We start from the raw sequence: 15,984 nt of genomic DNA, 5'->3' as shown, positions 1-15,984 counted from the left end.
AAATCCCCTCGTCGACGGACCAACCACTCGGTGGGACCGGTACCCGGTCACGGCGGCCTTCACGACCGCCGTGCCCTCGGGTCCACCGGGCCCACCGGGTCCATCCTGGCAGTCAGGACCCCGCCACGCCCGGCGCGTCCCACACGTAGTTGATCGCGCGCTCGAAGTTCACGTAGCCCGCACGGGCGAACGCCGCCGCCATCGGTACGTTCCCCAGGTCCGTCGCCGCCCGGACGCGGGGGACGTCGGCGGCGGCCAGGACGCGCGTCCCCTCCGCCAGGATGTCGTCGATGTAGCCGTGGCCCCGGTGCGCCGGGAGGACGCCGATGTAGGCGATCGTGTGGTGGTAGTTGTTGCGCGCGGGGACGACGAAGCCGACCGGCTCGCCGCTCTCCGGCAGCTGGGCGATCCGCCACCACGCGCGCGGCGAGGAGTAGTGCGCGAACTCCTCGTCGAAGTGCAGCTCCGCCGCCTCCCGCGCCGACATGCCCGAGGCCAGGTCGGCCCGGCCGTGCGCGTCGAGCGTGCCCTCCATGACCGGCGTCATCAGCGCGACGAGGTCCTCGCGGTCGCGCACCGGACGGAACTCCAGCCGGCCCTTCGGCTCCGGTACGGGGGTGCCGGGCCGCCACTCCAGGCGCAGCCGCTCGACCAGCGCACGGGCGCCGGTCGCCGTCAGGGCGCCGAAGACGGATTCCAGGAGGGACCGGGTCTCCGGCAGCTCGCGCCAGTCGGCCGGCATGTACCGCTCGAACTCGGGGCGCTGCTCGCCCGCCGGGATCACGGCGGCCGTCGCGGTCTCCAGGAGCCGCAGACCGACCTCGGCGCGCGCCTCGGGGGACAGCTCGGGGGCGAGGTCGAAGAAGTCGAGCACCTGCGGCTTGCCGCCGGCGGCCTTCACCCACCAGGACAGCCGGCCGAGGAGGCGGTCGCCGTCGAGCGCGATCCACATCCACTCGGGCAGCCGGCGGCCGGTGGCGAGGTCGTCGGCGACCTCGTGGTCCAGTGAATAGGTGAGGCGGAGGAACAGGTCGAGTTCCTCGGGGCCGGCGAGCGGGCGTATGACGAGGTCGTGCGGGATGTGCTGCGCTGCGTCGTGGTGAGTGGTCGAAGAGGACGAGGTCACGTCTGGTTTCCCCCTGGGGATGCCGGGTTCGGAGCCCGCAGACCGTAACAGCGAACCCGCCCGGTCCGGTACGGGGTTTCCGCGGCTCAGGGGCCCTTCTGGACACGTCGGGCCCGGCAGGCCGACAATCACGGATGTGACGACCCCTTTCGAGCTTCCGGCGAACTCCCCTCGGCTCACCGACGCCGAGCGGGACCGTGCGCTGGTGCTGCTCCGTGAGGGCGCCGCGCAGGGCCGCCTCTCGCACGACACGTTCGTCTTCAGGATGGAGCGCGCGCTGCAGGCCCGGCGGCCGGACGAACTCGCCCTGCTCACCGCCGACCTGAGGACCGAGGGCACCTGGACCCGCCGGGTCGTGGGTGCGGTCGAGCGGATGTCGGCCTTCACGGCCCGTCTGGGCCGCGCCTGGCACGCGGAGCGCCTGCCGAAGCTGCTGCTGCCCCTGCCGGGCCCGCACCCGCTGCGCATCGGCCGCGACCCGGTCAACGGCCTCCGCCTCAGCCACGAGACGGCCTCGCGGCTGCACGCGGAACTCTCGATGCAGAGCGGGATGTGGGTCCTGCGCGACCTCGGCTCGACCAACGGCACGACGGTCAACGGCCGCCGTGTGACGGGCGCGGTGGCGGTCCGCGCGGGCGACGTCGTGGGCTTCGGCCAGATGTCGTTCCGTCTGTCGCTCGACTGAGCCGGAACGGCGCCCGGCGGTCGTACGGGTGCCGGGCGGCGTCACTCGTTCGGGGGTACGCGGCGGGCGGCGGGGCGCCCGGGGTGGTGGGCTGGGGGGACGCGCGCCACCTCCCGGCCGCGGTACCCACCGCCGATCGACAGGGGGCGCGCGATGAGCGACGAGCCGCACCGCGAACCGGGCCCGGGCATACCGGACGAGCGGCCCGGGATGCCGTCCGGGGACCCGTGGACACGGCTGCCGTCCATGGCCCCCGCCGAGCGCGGGGACGCCGTCGGTCCCGCCGCGCCTCCCGGGCGCGTCCGGACCGTGCCCGACCCGACGGCCGCCGGAGCCGCGGGCCCCCACGGGTCCGTCGCGCGGACCGTCGCGCCCAGTCCCCTCGATCCCGGGGCCTCGCGCGACCCGCACCGGATCCACCGGACCCTCCGCGAGGACTTCCCGCTCACCTACGACCCGCTGCTGCGGTCCTGGGTGCTCAGCCGTTACGCGGACGTGGCCGCCGCGCTCACCGACGGGCGCTTCACCCACGGGCACCGGCCCGGCGACCCGCCGTGCGCGCGGGCCCACGTCGACGTCGACGCCGAGGCCCTGCGGTCCGTCACCGAACGCACCGCGTACGTCCTGGCCCGCCGGATCGCCGAGCGACCGCAGGCCGACCTGGTCGCCGACTTCTGCCACTGGCTGCCCGCAGGCACGGTCGCCGCCGCCGTCGGGGTGCCGTACCGGGACATGATGCGGCTGGTGCGCGGCCGGGCGGCCGGGGCGCTGGCGGGGGAGTGCGGCGGGCAGATCGCCGTACGGGAGAAGGCCCTCGCGTCCTTCCTCGGCAACGTCCTGTCCGACCCCGACCAGGTCGCCGCACTCCGTGACGCCCCCGCCGGGCTCGTCGGCCGCGCCTGGACCGAGTCGCTGCGCCGGGACCCGCCCGTGCAGATCGCCGTACGCCGGACGACCGCCGAGGTCCCGGTGAGCGGTGGGGTCGTCCCCGCCGGCGCGTCCGTCGCCCTGCTGATCGGCTCGGCGGGCCGCGACCCGGAACGCTTCCGCGAGCCCGGCCGGTTCGACCCGCTGCGCGACGATCCGGGCCAGCTCACCTACGGCGGCGGTTTCTGCCCCGCCGTCGTGCTCGCCGGGCTCGAAGCCGAGTACGCCCTGCGGGCCCTGTTCACGGCCATGCCCCGGCTCCGGCTCGCCGACGGTTTCCGCCCCACGCCCACCGGGCTCATCACCCGGGCGCCCCGGAGTCTGATCGTCCGTCCCGGCGGCTGAGCGGCGGCCGGTCCGGCGGCCGCCCCGGGCGGAGGTGTCCGTGACCGCTGCTAGGGTGACGTGCGCCCGTCAAACGGCCGTTCTATATACCACTTTTCACGGGGATTCAAACATGAAGATGCGTCATGTCCGCGCCATCGCTGTCTTCGGCATCGCGGTCGTCGCCCTGACCGGTGCCCGCGGCTCGCACGGCGGCAGCTGCGGCGGAAGCGGCTCCGGCAGCTCCAGCAGCTCCGGCGGCAGCAACCACGGCAACGACAACGACGGCGGCAGCACCTCCGGCGGTTCCGTGTCCGGTGGCTCCAGCAGCGCGGCCAAGGCGGCCCGCGACGTGACCATCGACGAGTGCAAGTACGACGCCGCCACGAAGAACCTCGTCGCCCGGATCACCATCAAGAACGACGGCGTGCTCGACTACGACTACAGCGTCACGATGAAGTTCACCGGTGGCGCGAGCGGCACCGCGACCCCGGCGTCCGCGACGAAGACCGGCATCGCGGTCACCGCGGGTGCCTCCGCGAGCGCCGAACTGACCACCCCGTACACCGGTTCCGGCGACGGCTCGGAGTACACCAAGTGCGAGGTCTCGCGAGCCTCCCGCTCCTGACCGGCGGCGCCCGGCAGACCGAGGGCGTCCCGGGTCCACGACCCGGGGCGCCCTCAGCCGTCGATACGGGCCAGCAGCGCCACCGGCCGCTCCGCGAACAGCTCCGCCAGCTTCAGTTCCGTCGCCGCGCCGCCCGTGAACTCCCGTACCCCGTCCAGGACATCGGCCCAGCGGCCCTCCGGCAGCACCAGTTCCGTGTCCTGCCAGCCGCCCGCCTCCCCGAGGCGGAGGGGCAGCCGGGTGACGGCCGTGACCACCTCGGCGGAGCGGGCGAAGGCCAGACAGTGCGCGGCGGCCGGGCCCTCGGCCGTCAGCGGGGTGTACGAGCCGGCGGCGGCGAAGACCTCCGGACGCTCCCGGCGCAGCTTCAGGGCCGCCCGCACCAGGGCCGTGTGGTCGTCGTCCGGGCCGACCGCGAACGGGGCCCGGTTGTCCGGGTCGACCAGCGCCCGGTACGCGCGCTCCGTGTTCTGGTACAGCTCCGGCACCCCCGGCATCGTCAGCTGCGTCAGGAGCGCGCCGAGCGCGTGCGCCCGGATGTGCGGTTCCAGGGCGAAGGCCGCCTCCGAGGCCGCCCGGAGCGGGATGCGGCCGGGCCCGGCCGCCGCGAACTCGGCCACCGCCCTCTCGTACCCCGCGTCGGGCTCCGTCCAGCTGGTCCGCAGCCCCGCCTCCCGTACCGACTTGAGGATCGCGGGGCCGAGCCGCTCCGGGTCCGGGGCCCCGAAGCCGAAGGCCGTCTGCCAGGCCGTCCAGGCCACGTGCGGATCGGGCGCGGGCACCCCCGCGACCTCGGCGAGCAGCTCCGCCCACACCCGCGGGCACTGGGAGAGGACCGCGATCCCGGCCCGGACGTCCGCACTGCGCTTGGTGTCGTGCGTGGTGAGGACCGTGCCGGTGTCCGGCCAGTCCCGCGAGATCCGCCCGCAGTACGCGTGGAACTCCTCCACCGACACCGCCGGGCGCCCCGCGTCCCCGCCGACCTCGTTCGCCGACAGCAGCGGGACGTACCGGTAGAAGGCGGTGTCCTCCACGGACTTGGCCCGCAGCGCGGACGAGGTCTGCGCGAACCGGGCGCGGAACGACCGGTGTTCGGGCCCGTCCCCGCGTAGGCCGAGCGCCAGGTCCCGCACCACGTCGACCGCCGCCGCCTCCTCGGGCACCGCGAACGCGGCCTTCGCGCCGCGCGCCGCCTCCGGGGTCAGCACCTCCTCGCCGCCCGTCCGGTAGGAGCGGTAGACCGGGACGCGCACGAGGAGTTCCCGGATCGCGGTGCGCAGCGCCCAGGGGGCGTGGTCCCGCAGCGCGGGGTCGGCGGCGCAGATCCGCTCCGCGAGCCGGGTCAGCGCGGCCGTCTCGGCGGCCAGGTCGTGCCCCACCACCTCGTACGCGGCCCGTCGCCCGGTCGCCTCCCAGTGCCCGCCCCTGTCACCCGCCTTCGCCGTGAAATCCCGGTACACCCCGGTCAGTTCCTCGGTGCCGTCCGGGTCGGTGAACACCCCGTCGACCCGGTGCAGGGCGTCGTACCCGGTGGTCCCGGCGACCGGCCAGGCCGCCGGCAGCGTCTCCGGCCCGGTGAGGATCTTCTCGACCACCGTCCAGCAGCGCCCGCCGGTCGCCGCCGCCAGGTCATCCAGATAGCCCTGCGGGTCGGCGAGCCCGTCCGGGTGGTCGATGCGCAGCCCCTCGACCACCCCGTCCCGCACCAGCTCGACGATCTTCGCGTGGGTGGCCTCGAACACCTCCGGGTCCTCCACCCGGACCCCGATCAGCTCCGAGATGGTGAAGAAGCGCCGGTAGTTCAGCTCCGTGCGGGCGAGCCGCCACCAGCCGAGCCGGTACCACTGGGCGTCGAGCAGCTCGTCGAGCGGCAGCCCCTCCGTGCCGGGCCGCAGCGGGAACTCCTGGCCGTCCAGGTGGAGCGCGCCGTCCGAGACCCGCAGCCGGTCCCGTACCTCGGGGAGCCGGGCGGGCAGCACCGGCAGCAGCAGCCGGCCGTCCCCGGCCCGCCAGTCGATGTCGAACCAGCGGGCGTACGGCGAGTCCGGGCCCTCCCCGAGCACCGCCCGCAGCGCGTGGTTGTGCGTCGGGGAGGCCGCCATGTGGTTGGGCACCAGGTCCACGACGAGCCCGAGGCCGTGCGCCCGCGCGGTCGCCGCCAGGGCCCGCAGCCCCTCCTCGCCGCCCAGCTCGGCCCGTACGGACCGGTGGTCGGTGACGTCGTAGCCGTGGGTCGAGCCGGGCACCGCCTCCAGGACGGGGGAGAGGTGGAGGTGGGAGATCCCGAGTCCCGCGAGGTGCGGCACGGCCCGCCCGGCCGCCGCGAAGGGGAACTCCGGCTGGAGCTGGAGCCGGTAGGTGGCGGTGGGCGGGACCGGGCGGGTGGCCGAGGAACCGGCCGGGAGGGAGGTCATGCGAACGTACGTACCCCGTCGGAGGGCTTCTGTGTCATCGCCCCATGCACTCGTTCGGGTGCGTCGCGTTACGTTCGCCCGATGCTCCGGATGTATCGCGACACGCTCTCGCTGCTCGGCCCCGCCCTCCCCGTCGTCTCCTTCCTGGGCCGGCTGCCCACCGCCATGTGCCAGCTCGGCAGCCTCCTCCTGGTCGCCGGGACGAGCGGCTCCCTCGCCACGGCCGGCCTCGTGGGCGGTGCGCTCGCCGCCGGGCAGACCGTCGCCGGACCCGTCCTCGGGCGGCTCACCGACCGCCACGGCCAGCGCGGGGTCGTCCTCGCCGCCTCCCTCGCGAACGCGCTCGCCGTCACCGGACTCGTCCTCGCCGCGCTCGCCCACGCCCCCACCGCCTGGCTCATGGCCGTCGCCGTCCTCTCCGGGGCCACCGTCCCCCAGATCGGGCCGCTCGCCCGGACCCGCTCGGTGGCCCTCGCCCGCCGCTCGGGCGCGGACGACCGGCTCGTCGGCACGGTGCTCTCCTTCGAGGGCACCCTCGACGAGGTGTCCTTCGTCCTCGGCCCGGCCCTCGTCGGCCTCGCCGCCGCCGTCGCCCACCCGGCCGCCGCACTCCTCCTGGCGGCGCTGCTCCTCACCGTCTTCGGCACGGCCTTCGCCCTCCACCCCTCCGCGCGCGCCACCCTTCCGGACCCGGCCGCGTCCACCCGTACGGGCGCCGCCGAACGGACGCGGCTGCCGGGGTCCGCGTACGCCCTCCGGGGTGCGATGGTCCTCCAGGGCGCCATGTTCGGCGCCTCCCAGGCCGGGATCACGGCACTCACCGAGGAGCTGGGCGCACCCGCCCAGGCCGGTCTGGTCTACGCGGCGATGGGGGTGATGAGCGCCGCCGTCGGGCTCTCCATGGCGGCCGTGCCCGCCCGGATCGGGCTGATGACCCGCTGGCGGGCGGCGACCGTCGCGCTGGTCGTCCTCTCCCTGCCGCTGCTGTCCGTCGGCTCGCTCGGTGCGCTCTACGCGGTGGTGGTCGTCCTCGGCGCCGCCTACGCCCCGCACCTGATCACGGTCTTCGGGCTCACCGAGCGGACCGTCCCGGCTGCCCGGCTCGCCGAGTCCATGGCCTTCCTGACCAGCGGGGTCGTCGCCGGCCAGGCCCTCGCCCTCGCCGTCTCGGGACGCCTCGCCGAAGGCCACGGCGCCCCCGCCGCCTTCGCGGTGGCGGTGGGGGCGGCGGTGGCCTGCGCGGTGCTGTCGTGGACGGTGCGGGTGACGGCTCCGGTACGGGAGCTCAGGCCGGCCGTCGCAGAACGGTGAGGCTGAGCGGCGCCAGCGTCACCCGCTCGCCGCCCGCCAGCTCCGGGCCCTGCTGCGGCGGCATGCCCTCCGGGTCCGAGGTGTCCACCACCGTGCGCCAGCATGCCCCGTGACTGTCCGGGACCGCGAACTCCAGCTCCTTCGCCGAGGCGTTGAACATCAGCAGGAAGGAGTCGTCCGCGATCCGCTCGCCCTGCGTGCCCGGCTCCGAGATGGCGTTGCCGTTGAGGAAGACGGTCAGCGCCTGGGCGTGCGCCGCCTGCCAGTCGCGGGAGGTCATCTCCTCGCCCTCGGGCGTGAACCACGCGATGTCCGTCAGCTCGTCGTGGGTGCCCTCGACGGGACGCCCGTGGAAGAAGCGGCGGCGGCGGAAGACCGGATGCTCCCGGCGCAGCCGCACCATCGCACGGGTGAAGCGGAGCAGCGTCGCCTCCGCCTCGCTGTTCTCCTTGGGCCAGCGCACCCAGGACACCTCGTTGTCCTGGCAGTAGGCGTTGTTGTTGCCGCCCTGGGTGCGCCCGAACTCGTCGCCGTGGCTGAGCATCGGCACGCCCTGCGACAGCATCAGGGTGGCGAGGAAGTTACGGGTCTGGCGGGCGCGCAGCTCCCCGATCCCCACGTCCTCGGTGTCGCCCTCGGCGCCGCAGTTCCACGAGCGGTTGTGGCTCTCGCCGTCCCGGTTGCCCTCGCCGTTGGCCTCGTTGTGCTTCTCGTTGTACGAGACGAGGTCGCGCAGGGTGAATCCGTCGTGGCAGGTCACGAAGTTGACCGAGGCGAGCGGGCGCCGTCCGTCGTCCTGGTAGAGGTCGGAGGAGCCGGTCAGCCGGGAGGCGAACTCGGCGAGGGTGCGCGGCTCGCCCCGCCACAGGTCCCGTACGCAGTCGCGGTACTTGCCGTTCCACTCGGTCCACAGCGGCGGGAAGTTGCCCACCTGGTAGCCGCCCTCGCCCACGTCCCAGGGCTCCGCGATCAGCTTCACCTGGCTCACCACCGGGTCCTGCTGCACCAGGTCGAAGAACGAGGACAGCCGGTCCACCTCGTGGAACTGCCGGGCCAGGGTGGCCGCGAGGTCGAAGCGGAAGCCGTCCACGTGCATCTCGGTCACCCAGTACCGCAGGCTGTCCATGATCAGCTGGAGCACGTGCGGGGAGCGCATGAGCAGCGAGTTCCCGGTGCCCGTGGTGTCCGTGTAGTAGCGGGGGTCGTCGGCGAGCCGGTAGTACGAGGGGTTGTCCAGGCCCCGCATGGAGAGCGTCGGGCCCAGGTGGTTGCCCTCGGCGGTGTGGTTGTAGACCACGTCGAGGATGACCTCGATGCCGGCCTGGTGCAGCGCCCGTACCGCCGACTTGAACTCCAGGACCTGCTGGCCCCGGTCGCCCCAGGAGGCGTAGGCGTTGTGCGGGGCGAAGAAGCCGATCGTGTTGTAGCCCCAGTAGTTGGAGAGCCCCGCGTCCACCAGCCGGTGGTCGTTCACGAACTGGTGAACGGGCATCAGTTCGAGGGCGGTGACGCCCAGTTCCTTCAGGTGCCCGATCACCGAGGGGTGGGCGAGCCCCGCGTACGTCCCGCGCAGCTCCTCCGGAAGGTCCGGGTGGAGCATCGTCAGGCCCTTCACATGGGCCTCGTAGATCACCGTGTGGTGGTACTCGGTGCGCGGCCGCCTGTCGTCGCCCCAGTCGAAGTACGGATTGACCACGACCGAGGTCATCGTGTGCGGGCCCGAGTCGAGGTCGTTGCGCGCGTCGGGCCGCCCGAAGGGGTAGCCGTACACCGCCTCACCCCACTTGACCTGCCCCGACACCGCCCGCGCGTAGGGGTCGAGGAGCAGCTTCGTCGCATTGCAGCGCAGCCCGCGCTCCGGGGCGTACGGGCCGTGCACCCGGAACCCGTACCGCTGACCGGGCATCACACCCGGCAGGTAGGCGTGCCGCACGAACGCGTCGGTCTCGCGCAGCTCCACCGCCGTCTCCGAGCCGTCGTCGTGGAGCAGACACAGCTCGATCCTGTGGGCGGCCTCCGAGAAGACCGCGAAGTTGGTTCCCGCTCCGTCATAGGTGGCGCCCAGGGGGTACGCCTGTCCCGGCCAGACCTGCATGGATACGAATCTTCCTCTTCTGTCCGGGTTATGGAGGTGTTCTTCGGCCGAATCCTGCCCGAAAGAGGCGCAACCTCCTAGGACTTCGCCCCGTCCTACCGGGTGACCGCAGACCAAGAGGGGGAAAGAGGGGGAAGTGTGTACGAAATAGCACGCCGCCACCTGGGGAAGGTGGTGGCCGGAGCGGCCATGGCGGTGACGGGAACCGCCGTCGCGGTCGCGATCAGCCTGCCGGGCCCGGCAGGGGCGGACGACACTCCGGGCGGCCGGGGGACCGTCGCGGCCGACGGCTCGGCCGGAGCCGACGGCGGCGCCGCCGGCTACGGACAGCAGGGCGGCGGAGGGACGGCGACCGGGGGCACCGCGCCCGCGCCGGCGACCGTCGTCCCCGCCGCCGCCGAGGGGGAGAAGGGCGTCGGCAGCGACCCGCTCACCGACGACGAGCTCGCCCGGGCGGAGAGCCTGGCGCTGACCCCGCCCGGCGCCGCCGCCCAGCAGGACGTCGCGGGCGGACGCGGCCCCCAGCACCTCGGCACCGACCTCGCCGACCCGCTGCCCGGGGACGGCACCCGCCGCGCCGAGGTCCGCTTCTACGACTACAAGCGGGACGAGCTCATCACCCGCACCGTCAACCTCGACACGGGGAAGGTCGAGCGGTCCGGCGCCCAGCGCGGCGTCCAGCCCTCCGCCCACCCCGAGGAACTCCGCGCGGCCCTCGAACTGATCCTCGCGAGCCCGCTCGGCAAGGGCGTCAAGGAGGACTACGCGGACGCCACCGGCAAGGCGCTCACCTCGACCACCCAGCTGTGGTTCAACGGCGACGTCTACCGCACCTACCGCGAGGCGAACGTACCTCCGCAGCTGGCCCGTTGCGGTGAGCACCGCTGCGTCCGGCTCGTCACCAAGGTCCTCAACGGGGCCTGGATCGACACCCGCAACCTGATCGTCGACCTCTCGGCGAGGACGGTCACCCGCGTCGGCTGACCACCGCCGCGCCCGTCCTCTCCTGCCGCATCTCGTACGAGGGAGTACGTTCCCATGTCCCACCCGCGCACCCCGGCCCGCCGACGGGACCGGACCCACGAGCCGAACCGGGCCCGCCGACGCGGCGCCGTCCTGGCCGCGGCCGTCCTGCTCGGCACCGCCACGGCCGCCTCCGCACCCGCGGCCACCGCCGCGCCCGTCCCGCCCTCCCCGACGCGCGGGCCCGTCCCGCCGTCCCCGACCCGCGCGCCCGTCCCGCCGTCGGCCGACTGCTCCGCCGCCTACCGCATCACCCAGAAGCTCGACGGCGGCACCGTCTGGCGGATGTGCTGGCGCTACGACACCGACGCCGGCCTCACCCTCGACAAGGTCACCTTCCAGCCGCCCGGTGCCGCCGCCCCCGTGAAGGTCCTGGCCAGCGCCCGGCTCGCCCAGATCCACGTGCCGTACGACGACGGCGTCGCCGAGTACGACGACCTCACCGGCGCGGGCTTCGGCTGGGGCCTGCAGAACCTCAAGCCGGCCGAGTGCCCCGGCGGCACCCTCACCACCATCAAGGTGCCCGAGGTCGGCCAGGTGAAGGGCCTGTGCACCACGACCAGGGCCCGCGGCCACGCCTACCGCATGGCCAGCGACAACGGCTCCAAGGTCTGGCAGGCACAGGCCAAGGACCTGCTCGTCTACACCGTGAACAAGGTCGGCTGGTACGAGTACATCTCCGAGTGGCGCTTCTCCGCCGACGGCACCATCGGCGCCAACGTCGGAGCCACCGGCAGCCTCTCGCCCGTCGACTACGACGCCACCGACGGGCGCGGCTGGCCGCTCGGCAAGGGCGCCCGCGCCTACGCCACCAGCCACGCCCACAACGTCTTCTGGAAGCTCGACTTCGGTCTCGACGGCTCCACCAAGGACCGGATCGAGCAGTTCGACTCCACCGTCACCCCGCCGCCCGCGGGCGGCGGCGGACCGACCGTGAAGACCAAGCGGACCGTCGTCACCAAGGAGCTCGCCGGGGACGCCAGGAACATGCGCTGGTGGCGGGTGGTCAGTGGCACCGGCAAGAACGCCGACGGCCACGCCCGCTCGTACGAGATCGTGCCCGGCCACACCGACACCCACGCCGGGCGCGGCTTCACCAAGCACGACGTGTACTTCACGCAGGCCCGCGCCTGTGAGAAGTTCGCCAGCAACAACATCGGCAACTGCGCGCCCAACGCCGGTGACAGCGTGGACAAATGGGTCAACGGTGAGACTCTGACCAAACCGTCCGTCTGGGTCAACATCGGGTTCCACCACATCGCCCGGGACGAGGACCAGCAGCCCATGCCGGTCCACTGGCAGGGCTTCCAGCTCGCGCCCAGGGACGTAACCGCTATGAATCCGCTCACTCCGCCCGATCTCGCCTCGCAGAACGGCCAGCCCGATCTGGGGAGTTGACGAAGGAGCCTGACGATCCTGCTGCACCGCCTCCCGCTCCCGGAGTACCCTTCCTTGATCGTTGTCGGACCGGTCGACACGGGCGTCCAGGAGCAGAAGGCGGTGCGCGGGTGAGCTCGGGAGGTCTGGAGCTGCCCCCAGGTGATTCGGGTCACGAGGGGGGCCCGGCCGAGCCCGCGGAGGCCTCGGCGTCGTCCGGCGCGGCCACCCCGGGCGTCGTGCCGCCCGGCGCGGTCACCGTCGCCCGGCCCGTGGAGATAGGGGCCGAGATCGACTGGGACGCCGAGGCCTGGAGCGAGGTCCGCACCCGCGCCCAGCGCGCCGGGCGGGCCTACATCTGGCTGAACCTCGTCGAGCAGCGGCTCCGCGCCGTGGTCGCCGCCGTCCTGCGGCCCGTGTACGAGCCCGTGCACGGCGAGGAGTGGGTGGTGGCCGCGGCGGGCCCGGCCGGCCAGGAATGGGTCCAGCGGGCCGTCGCCGTCCGCGAGGTCTCCCGCCGCAAGGGCTACCTCCTCGACCCGGCCGACGACAACGTCCTCAGCTTCCTCACCCTGCCGCAGCTGCGCGAGCTGATGGTGCAGCACTGGCCCTGCTTCGAGCCCTACTTCGACGACCGGCGCGAGGTGGAGCTCGCCCTCGACGAGCTGGAGGTCACGCGCAACGTGGTCTCCCGCAACCGGGCCCTCTCGCTGACCGTGCTCGCCCAGTCCGAACGGGCCTCCGCCCGCATCCTGGAGATCCTCGGCAGCGGCGCCGGAGTGCCGTCCGCCGACCGGCTGCCCGTGGACGCGGTCGAGGACCTCGTGGGCGACCGGTACGCGGACGTGGTCTCCGTCCACCCCGACCGGGTGCGGCTCCAGCGGCAGCTGCCCGCCGAGGACCTCTTCGGCGGCGCCCGCCGCCTCGACGCCACCGGCATAGGCCTCAATCTGCTGGTGCAGAACTTCTCCGGCCGCCGCATGGTCCGGCTCGCCGAGTCCGGCTGCCGGACCCGCCTCCTCTTCCTCAACCCCGCCAGCAGCGCGGTCAAGCGCCGCGAACGGGAACTGGGCCTGAAGAAGGGCGAGCTGAGCCGCTCGGTCGAGATGAACATCCTGCACATGCGCCGGGTCCGCTCCAAGCTCCGCGACCCCGGCGCCTTCCAGATCCACGTCTTCGACGAGACCCCCCGCTTCACCGCCTACCTGGTGGACGGCGACGGCCCGGACGGCGTCGGCGTCGTGCAGTCCTATCTGCGCCGGGCCCGGGGCATGGAGGCACCCGTCCTGGTGCTGCGCGGCGGCGGCCGGAACGTGGTCCGCCACGGCCAGGGCGCACGTGACGGCGATCACGGACTCTTCGAGACGTACCGGGAGGAATTCGAGTCCGTCTGGCTCGACTCCCGGCCCGTCTCCTGACCTCTCGCCGGGGGCAGCCGGGGGCGTTGTCAGTGGTGCGTGCGAGGGTGGTCAGCACCACGGGGGAGATCACGTAAGGAGGACCCGATGGCTTGGCACGGCGAAACGCTGGTCGGCTTCGACCTGGAGACGACCGGCACAGAACCGCTGGAGGCCCGTATCGTGACGGCCTCGATCATCGAGGTCGACGGCGGGGGACACATCGCACAGCGGCGGGACTGGCTCGCCGACCCGGGCATCCGCATCCCGGAACAGGCCTCCGCGATCCACGGCATCAGCAACGAGCGCGCGGCCGCCGAGGGCCGGCCGGTGCGCGAGGTCGCCGACGAGATCGCGCGGACCCTCACCGCGTACTGGGAGGACGGCGTCCCCGTCGTCGCGTACAACGCCGGCTTCGACCTGACGCTGCTCTCCGCGGAGCTGCACCGCCACGGGCTGCCCTCGCTGAGCGAGCGGCTCGGCGGCGTGCCCGTCGGACCCGTCGTCGACCCGTACACCATCGACCGGGCCGTCGACCGCTACCGGCGCGGCAAGCGGACCCTGGAAGCCGTCTGCGGGGAGTACGGCGTCGTGCTCGAAGCCGCCCACCAGGCCGCCGCCGACGCGCTGGCCGCCGTCCGGGTCGCCGTCGCGATAGCCGAGCGGCACCGCGAGGTCGCCGAGCTCGACCCGGCCGAACTCCACGAGCGGCAGATCGTCTGGTACCGCGCCTGGGCCGAGAACTTCCAGGACTTCCTGCGCCGCAAGGGCGACGCGGAAGCGGTCGTGGATCCCACGTGGCCCCTGCGCGGTCCGGTGGTGGCGCCCGTCGGCCGGCCGGTCGGCTAGGAGTTCTCCTTCAGGAAGGAGAGCAGCAGGTCGTTCACCTTCTCCGGCTGGTCCAGCTGGAGCCAGTGGCCCGCGTCCTCGACCCGCTCGTAACGCCAGTCGCCCGCCACGTACTCCGCCGTCCCGGACATCGAGCGCTCGGTGAGGAAACGGTCGCCGGTCGACCACACGCCCATCACCGGCACCGACTCCGGCAACGGCACCGCCGGGGCCTCCGGGCCGAACTGGACCTCCGCCGGGATGCCCGCCCGGTAGATGTTCAGCGCGGCCGTCAGCGCGCCGGGCGCCCGCAGCTCCTCGATCAGGGACTCCGCGTCCGGGTGCTCGCCCAGCATGTCCCGCAGGCCGGCGAAGTCGTCCCGGGCGAGCCAGTCCTCGGCCAGCCCGGCCAGCTGGAACAGCAGCATGTACCAGGACCGCTGCCGCTGCTCCCAGCCCGCGGACCGGATCGCCCCCAGATGCCCCACGGACAGGATGCTCAGGCTCCGCACCCGGTCCGGGAAGAACTGGGTCAGGCCCTGCGCGATGCCCGAACCCCAGTCGTGGCCCACCACATGGACCCGGTCCAGGTCGAGCCGCGCCAGGAGCTCGACCAGATCGCCGACGTGCTTCCCCGGGTGGTACGCCTCCGGGCCGCCCTCGGGGCGGTCCGAGGCGCCGAAGCCCCGCAGCGTGGGGGCCACGCACCGGAAGCCCGCCGTCGTGAGCGCGGCGACCTGGTGGCGCCACAGGTGGTGCGAGTCCGGGAAGCCGTGCACCAGCAGGACCGCCGGACCCTCACCGCTCACCTCGACGTCCAGCGTGACGTCCGAAAGCTCCACCCGCATCTTCAACACCCCGTTCACCACCGGCCGGTTCGACGGGATCATGATGTCAGAACGGGTACCAGCGCACCTCGGGGTCGCCGTCCCGCAGCGAGGCCACCCGCCGCTCGAACTCGGCCAGCGCCTTCGGGTTCGACGGCGCGTGCTGCGCCACCCACGCGCAGCTCGCGGTCTCCCGCGCCCCGCGCAGCACCGCGCACCCCTCCCACGCGCGCACGTCCCAGCCGTACGCCTCCGTGAACGCCTCGTACGCCGCCGGGTCCAGGCCGTACCGGTCCCGGGAGAGCGCGAGGACCACGAGGTCGTGCTCGCGCAGATCGGACGAGAAGGTCTCCAGGTCCACCAGGACCGGTCCTTCCGGGCCGACGTGGACGTTCCGGGGGAGGGCGTCGCCGTGGATCGGGCCCGGCGCCAGGTGCGGGGTCAGCGCCGCCGCCGCGGGGGCGAAGGCATCGCGCCGCTCGCGGAGGAAGGCCGCGTCCGCCGGGTCGATCGCGTCACCCGCGAGCCGCAGCCACCGCTCGACCCCGCCGAGCAGCTCGCGCCGGGGCAGGGTGAAGCCGGCCGGCTCGGGCAGCGCGTGCACCGCGCGGAGCAGCGGGGCCAGGTCACGGGGCTCCGTCGGCCGCACCGCGTCGGGCAGCCGGTGCCAGAGGGTGACCGGATGCCCGTCGACGAGACGCGGCTTCTCCTCGGCCGCCCGGACGGCCGGCACACCCGCGGCCTCCAGCCAGGAGGCGAGGGCCACCTCCCGCTCCGCCCGCTCGAACAGCTCGGCGTCCCGGCCCACCTTCACGGCGAGATCACCCACGGCGAAGACCGCGTTCTCACCGAGCGCCAGCAGCCGCGCCTCCGCGACCGGCAGCCCCGCCGCCGCCAGGATCTCCCGCGCCCGCGCCTCGTCCATCGACCTCTCCCTCACCTGTGCGATTGAGCCAAAGTCTCCCATCCGGGCAGCTCACCGCGGAGGCCGCCTTGACGGCCCCACGGTCCGTCAGGACCAT

The 15,984-nt window shown here is 73.8% G+C and carries 13 protein-coding genes; 8 read left to right on the top strand and 5 right to left on the bottom strand.

Annotation, left to right across the window (positions count from 1 at the left end; translation table 11 throughout):
- Nucleotides 1-112: 112 nt before the first annotated feature.
- The gene (locus ASD33_RS10785) at nt 113-1,126 is read right to left on the bottom strand and encodes a GNAT family N-acetyltransferase (RefSeq protein WP_242426897.1); all 1,014 of its coding nucleotides are present in this window, start codon (nt 1,124-1,126) and stop codon (nt 113-115) included.
- Between the two features lie 136 nt (nt 1,127-1,262).
- Between ASD33_RS10785 and ASD33_RS10780 the strand changes: the two genes are divergently transcribed.
- The 3 genes from ASD33_RS10780 (at nt 1,263) to ASD33_RS10770 (ending at nt 3,690) form a co-directional block, all read left to right on the top strand.
- Nucleotides 1,263-1,811 carry a DUF1707 and FHA domain-containing protein gene (locus ASD33_RS10780; RefSeq protein WP_056557265.1) on the top strand — a complete coding sequence of 183 codons (549 nt, stop codon included), beginning with the start codon at nt 1,263-1,265 and terminating at the stop codon, nt 1,809-1,811.
- Between the two features lie 153 nt (nt 1,812-1,964).
- Nucleotides 1,965-3,083 carry a cytochrome P450 gene (locus ASD33_RS10775; protein ID WP_056557262.1) on the top strand — a complete coding sequence of 373 codons (1,119 nt, stop codon included), beginning with the start codon at nt 1,965-1,967 and terminating at the stop codon, nt 3,081-3,083.
- Nucleotides 3,084-3,195: 112 nt separating this feature from the next.
- A complete protein-coding gene (locus ASD33_RS10770) occupies nt 3,196-3,690 on the top strand; it encodes a hypothetical protein (RefSeq protein WP_056557259.1) in 495 nt (164 codons plus the stop codon).
- 53 nt (nt 3,691-3,743) lie between these two features.
- On the opposite strand, the gene treY is transcribed toward ASD33_RS10770, so the two are convergent.
- Nucleotides 3,744-6,104 (bottom strand): malto-oligosyltrehalose synthase, encoded by a 2,361-nt coding sequence (gene treY / locus ASD33_RS10765; RefSeq protein WP_056557255.1) that lies wholly within the window; start codon nt 6,102-6,104, stop codon nt 3,744-3,746.
- Nucleotides 6,105-6,194: 90 nt separating this feature from the next.
- On the opposite strand from treY, the gene ASD33_RS10760 reads away from it, so the two are divergent.
- Complete coding sequence (locus ASD33_RS10760; protein WP_056557439.1) at nt 6,195-7,415, top strand: MFS transporter; 1,221 nt, start codon at nt 6,195-6,197, stop codon at nt 7,413-7,415.
- On the opposite strand, the gene glgX is transcribed toward ASD33_RS10760, so the two are convergent.
- Entirely contained in the window at nt 7,390-9,510 is a 2,121-nt protein-coding gene (glgX, locus tag ASD33_RS10755; protein ID WP_056557251.1) for a glycogen debranching protein GlgX, read from the bottom strand. The genes ASD33_RS10760 and glgX overlap by 26 nt on opposite strands.
- 138 nt (nt 9,511-9,648) lie before the next feature.
- Here glgX and ASD33_RS10750 point away from each other — a divergent pair, with 138 nt between their 5' ends.
- The 4 genes from ASD33_RS10750 to ASD33_RS10735 all read left to right on the top strand — a co-directional run bounded on the left by ASD33_RS10750 (nt 9,649) and on the right by ASD33_RS10735 (nt 14,156).
- Nucleotides 9,649-10,494: a hypothetical protein gene (locus ASD33_RS10750; protein ID WP_056557249.1), complete on the top strand. Its 846-nt coding sequence runs from the start codon at nt 9,649-9,651 to the stop codon at nt 10,492-10,494.
- Nucleotides 10,495-10,548: 54 nt separating this feature from the next.
- On the top strand, nt 10,549-11,931 hold the full coding sequence (locus tag ASD33_RS10745) for a copper amine oxidase (RefSeq protein ID WP_056557246.1): 1,383 nt from the start codon (nt 10,549-10,551) through the stop codon (nt 11,929-11,931).
- Nucleotides 11,932-12,041: 110 nt separating this feature from the next.
- Nucleotides 12,042-13,328: an SAV2148 family HEPN domain-containing protein gene (locus tag ASD33_RS10740; protein ID WP_056557243.1), complete on the top strand. Its 1,287-nt coding sequence runs from the start codon at nt 12,042-12,044 to the stop codon at nt 13,326-13,328.
- A gap of 87 nt (nt 13,329-13,415) precedes the next feature.
- A complete protein-coding gene (locus tag ASD33_RS10735) occupies nt 13,416-14,156 on the top strand; it encodes a 3'-5' exonuclease (RefSeq protein WP_056557239.1) in 741 nt (246 codons plus the stop codon).
- Here the strand turns inward: ASD33_RS10735 and ASD33_RS10730 are convergent.
- Complete coding sequence (locus ASD33_RS10730; RefSeq protein ID WP_056557436.1) at nt 14,153-14,983, bottom strand: alpha/beta fold hydrolase; 831 nt, start codon at nt 14,981-14,983, stop codon at nt 14,153-14,155. The two genes, ASD33_RS10735 and ASD33_RS10730, sit on opposite strands and share 4 nt — an antisense overlap.
- 46 nt (nt 14,984-15,029) lie before the next feature.
- Nucleotides 15,030-15,887, bottom strand: coding sequence for an aminoglycoside phosphotransferase family protein (locus tag ASD33_RS10725; RefSeq protein WP_056557236.1), 858 nt, complete (start codon nt 15,885-15,887; stop codon nt 15,030-15,032).
- Nucleotides 15,888-15,984 lie beyond the last annotated feature (97 nt).

It is taken from the genome of Streptomyces sp. Root1304 (genome assembly GCF_001426405.1).
GTDB lineage: Bacteria > Actinomycetota > Actinomycetes > Streptomycetales > Streptomycetaceae > Streptomyces.
The sequence above is the reverse complement of the archived record's forward strand: the minus strand, read 5'-3'. Positions and strand labels throughout refer to the sequence as shown.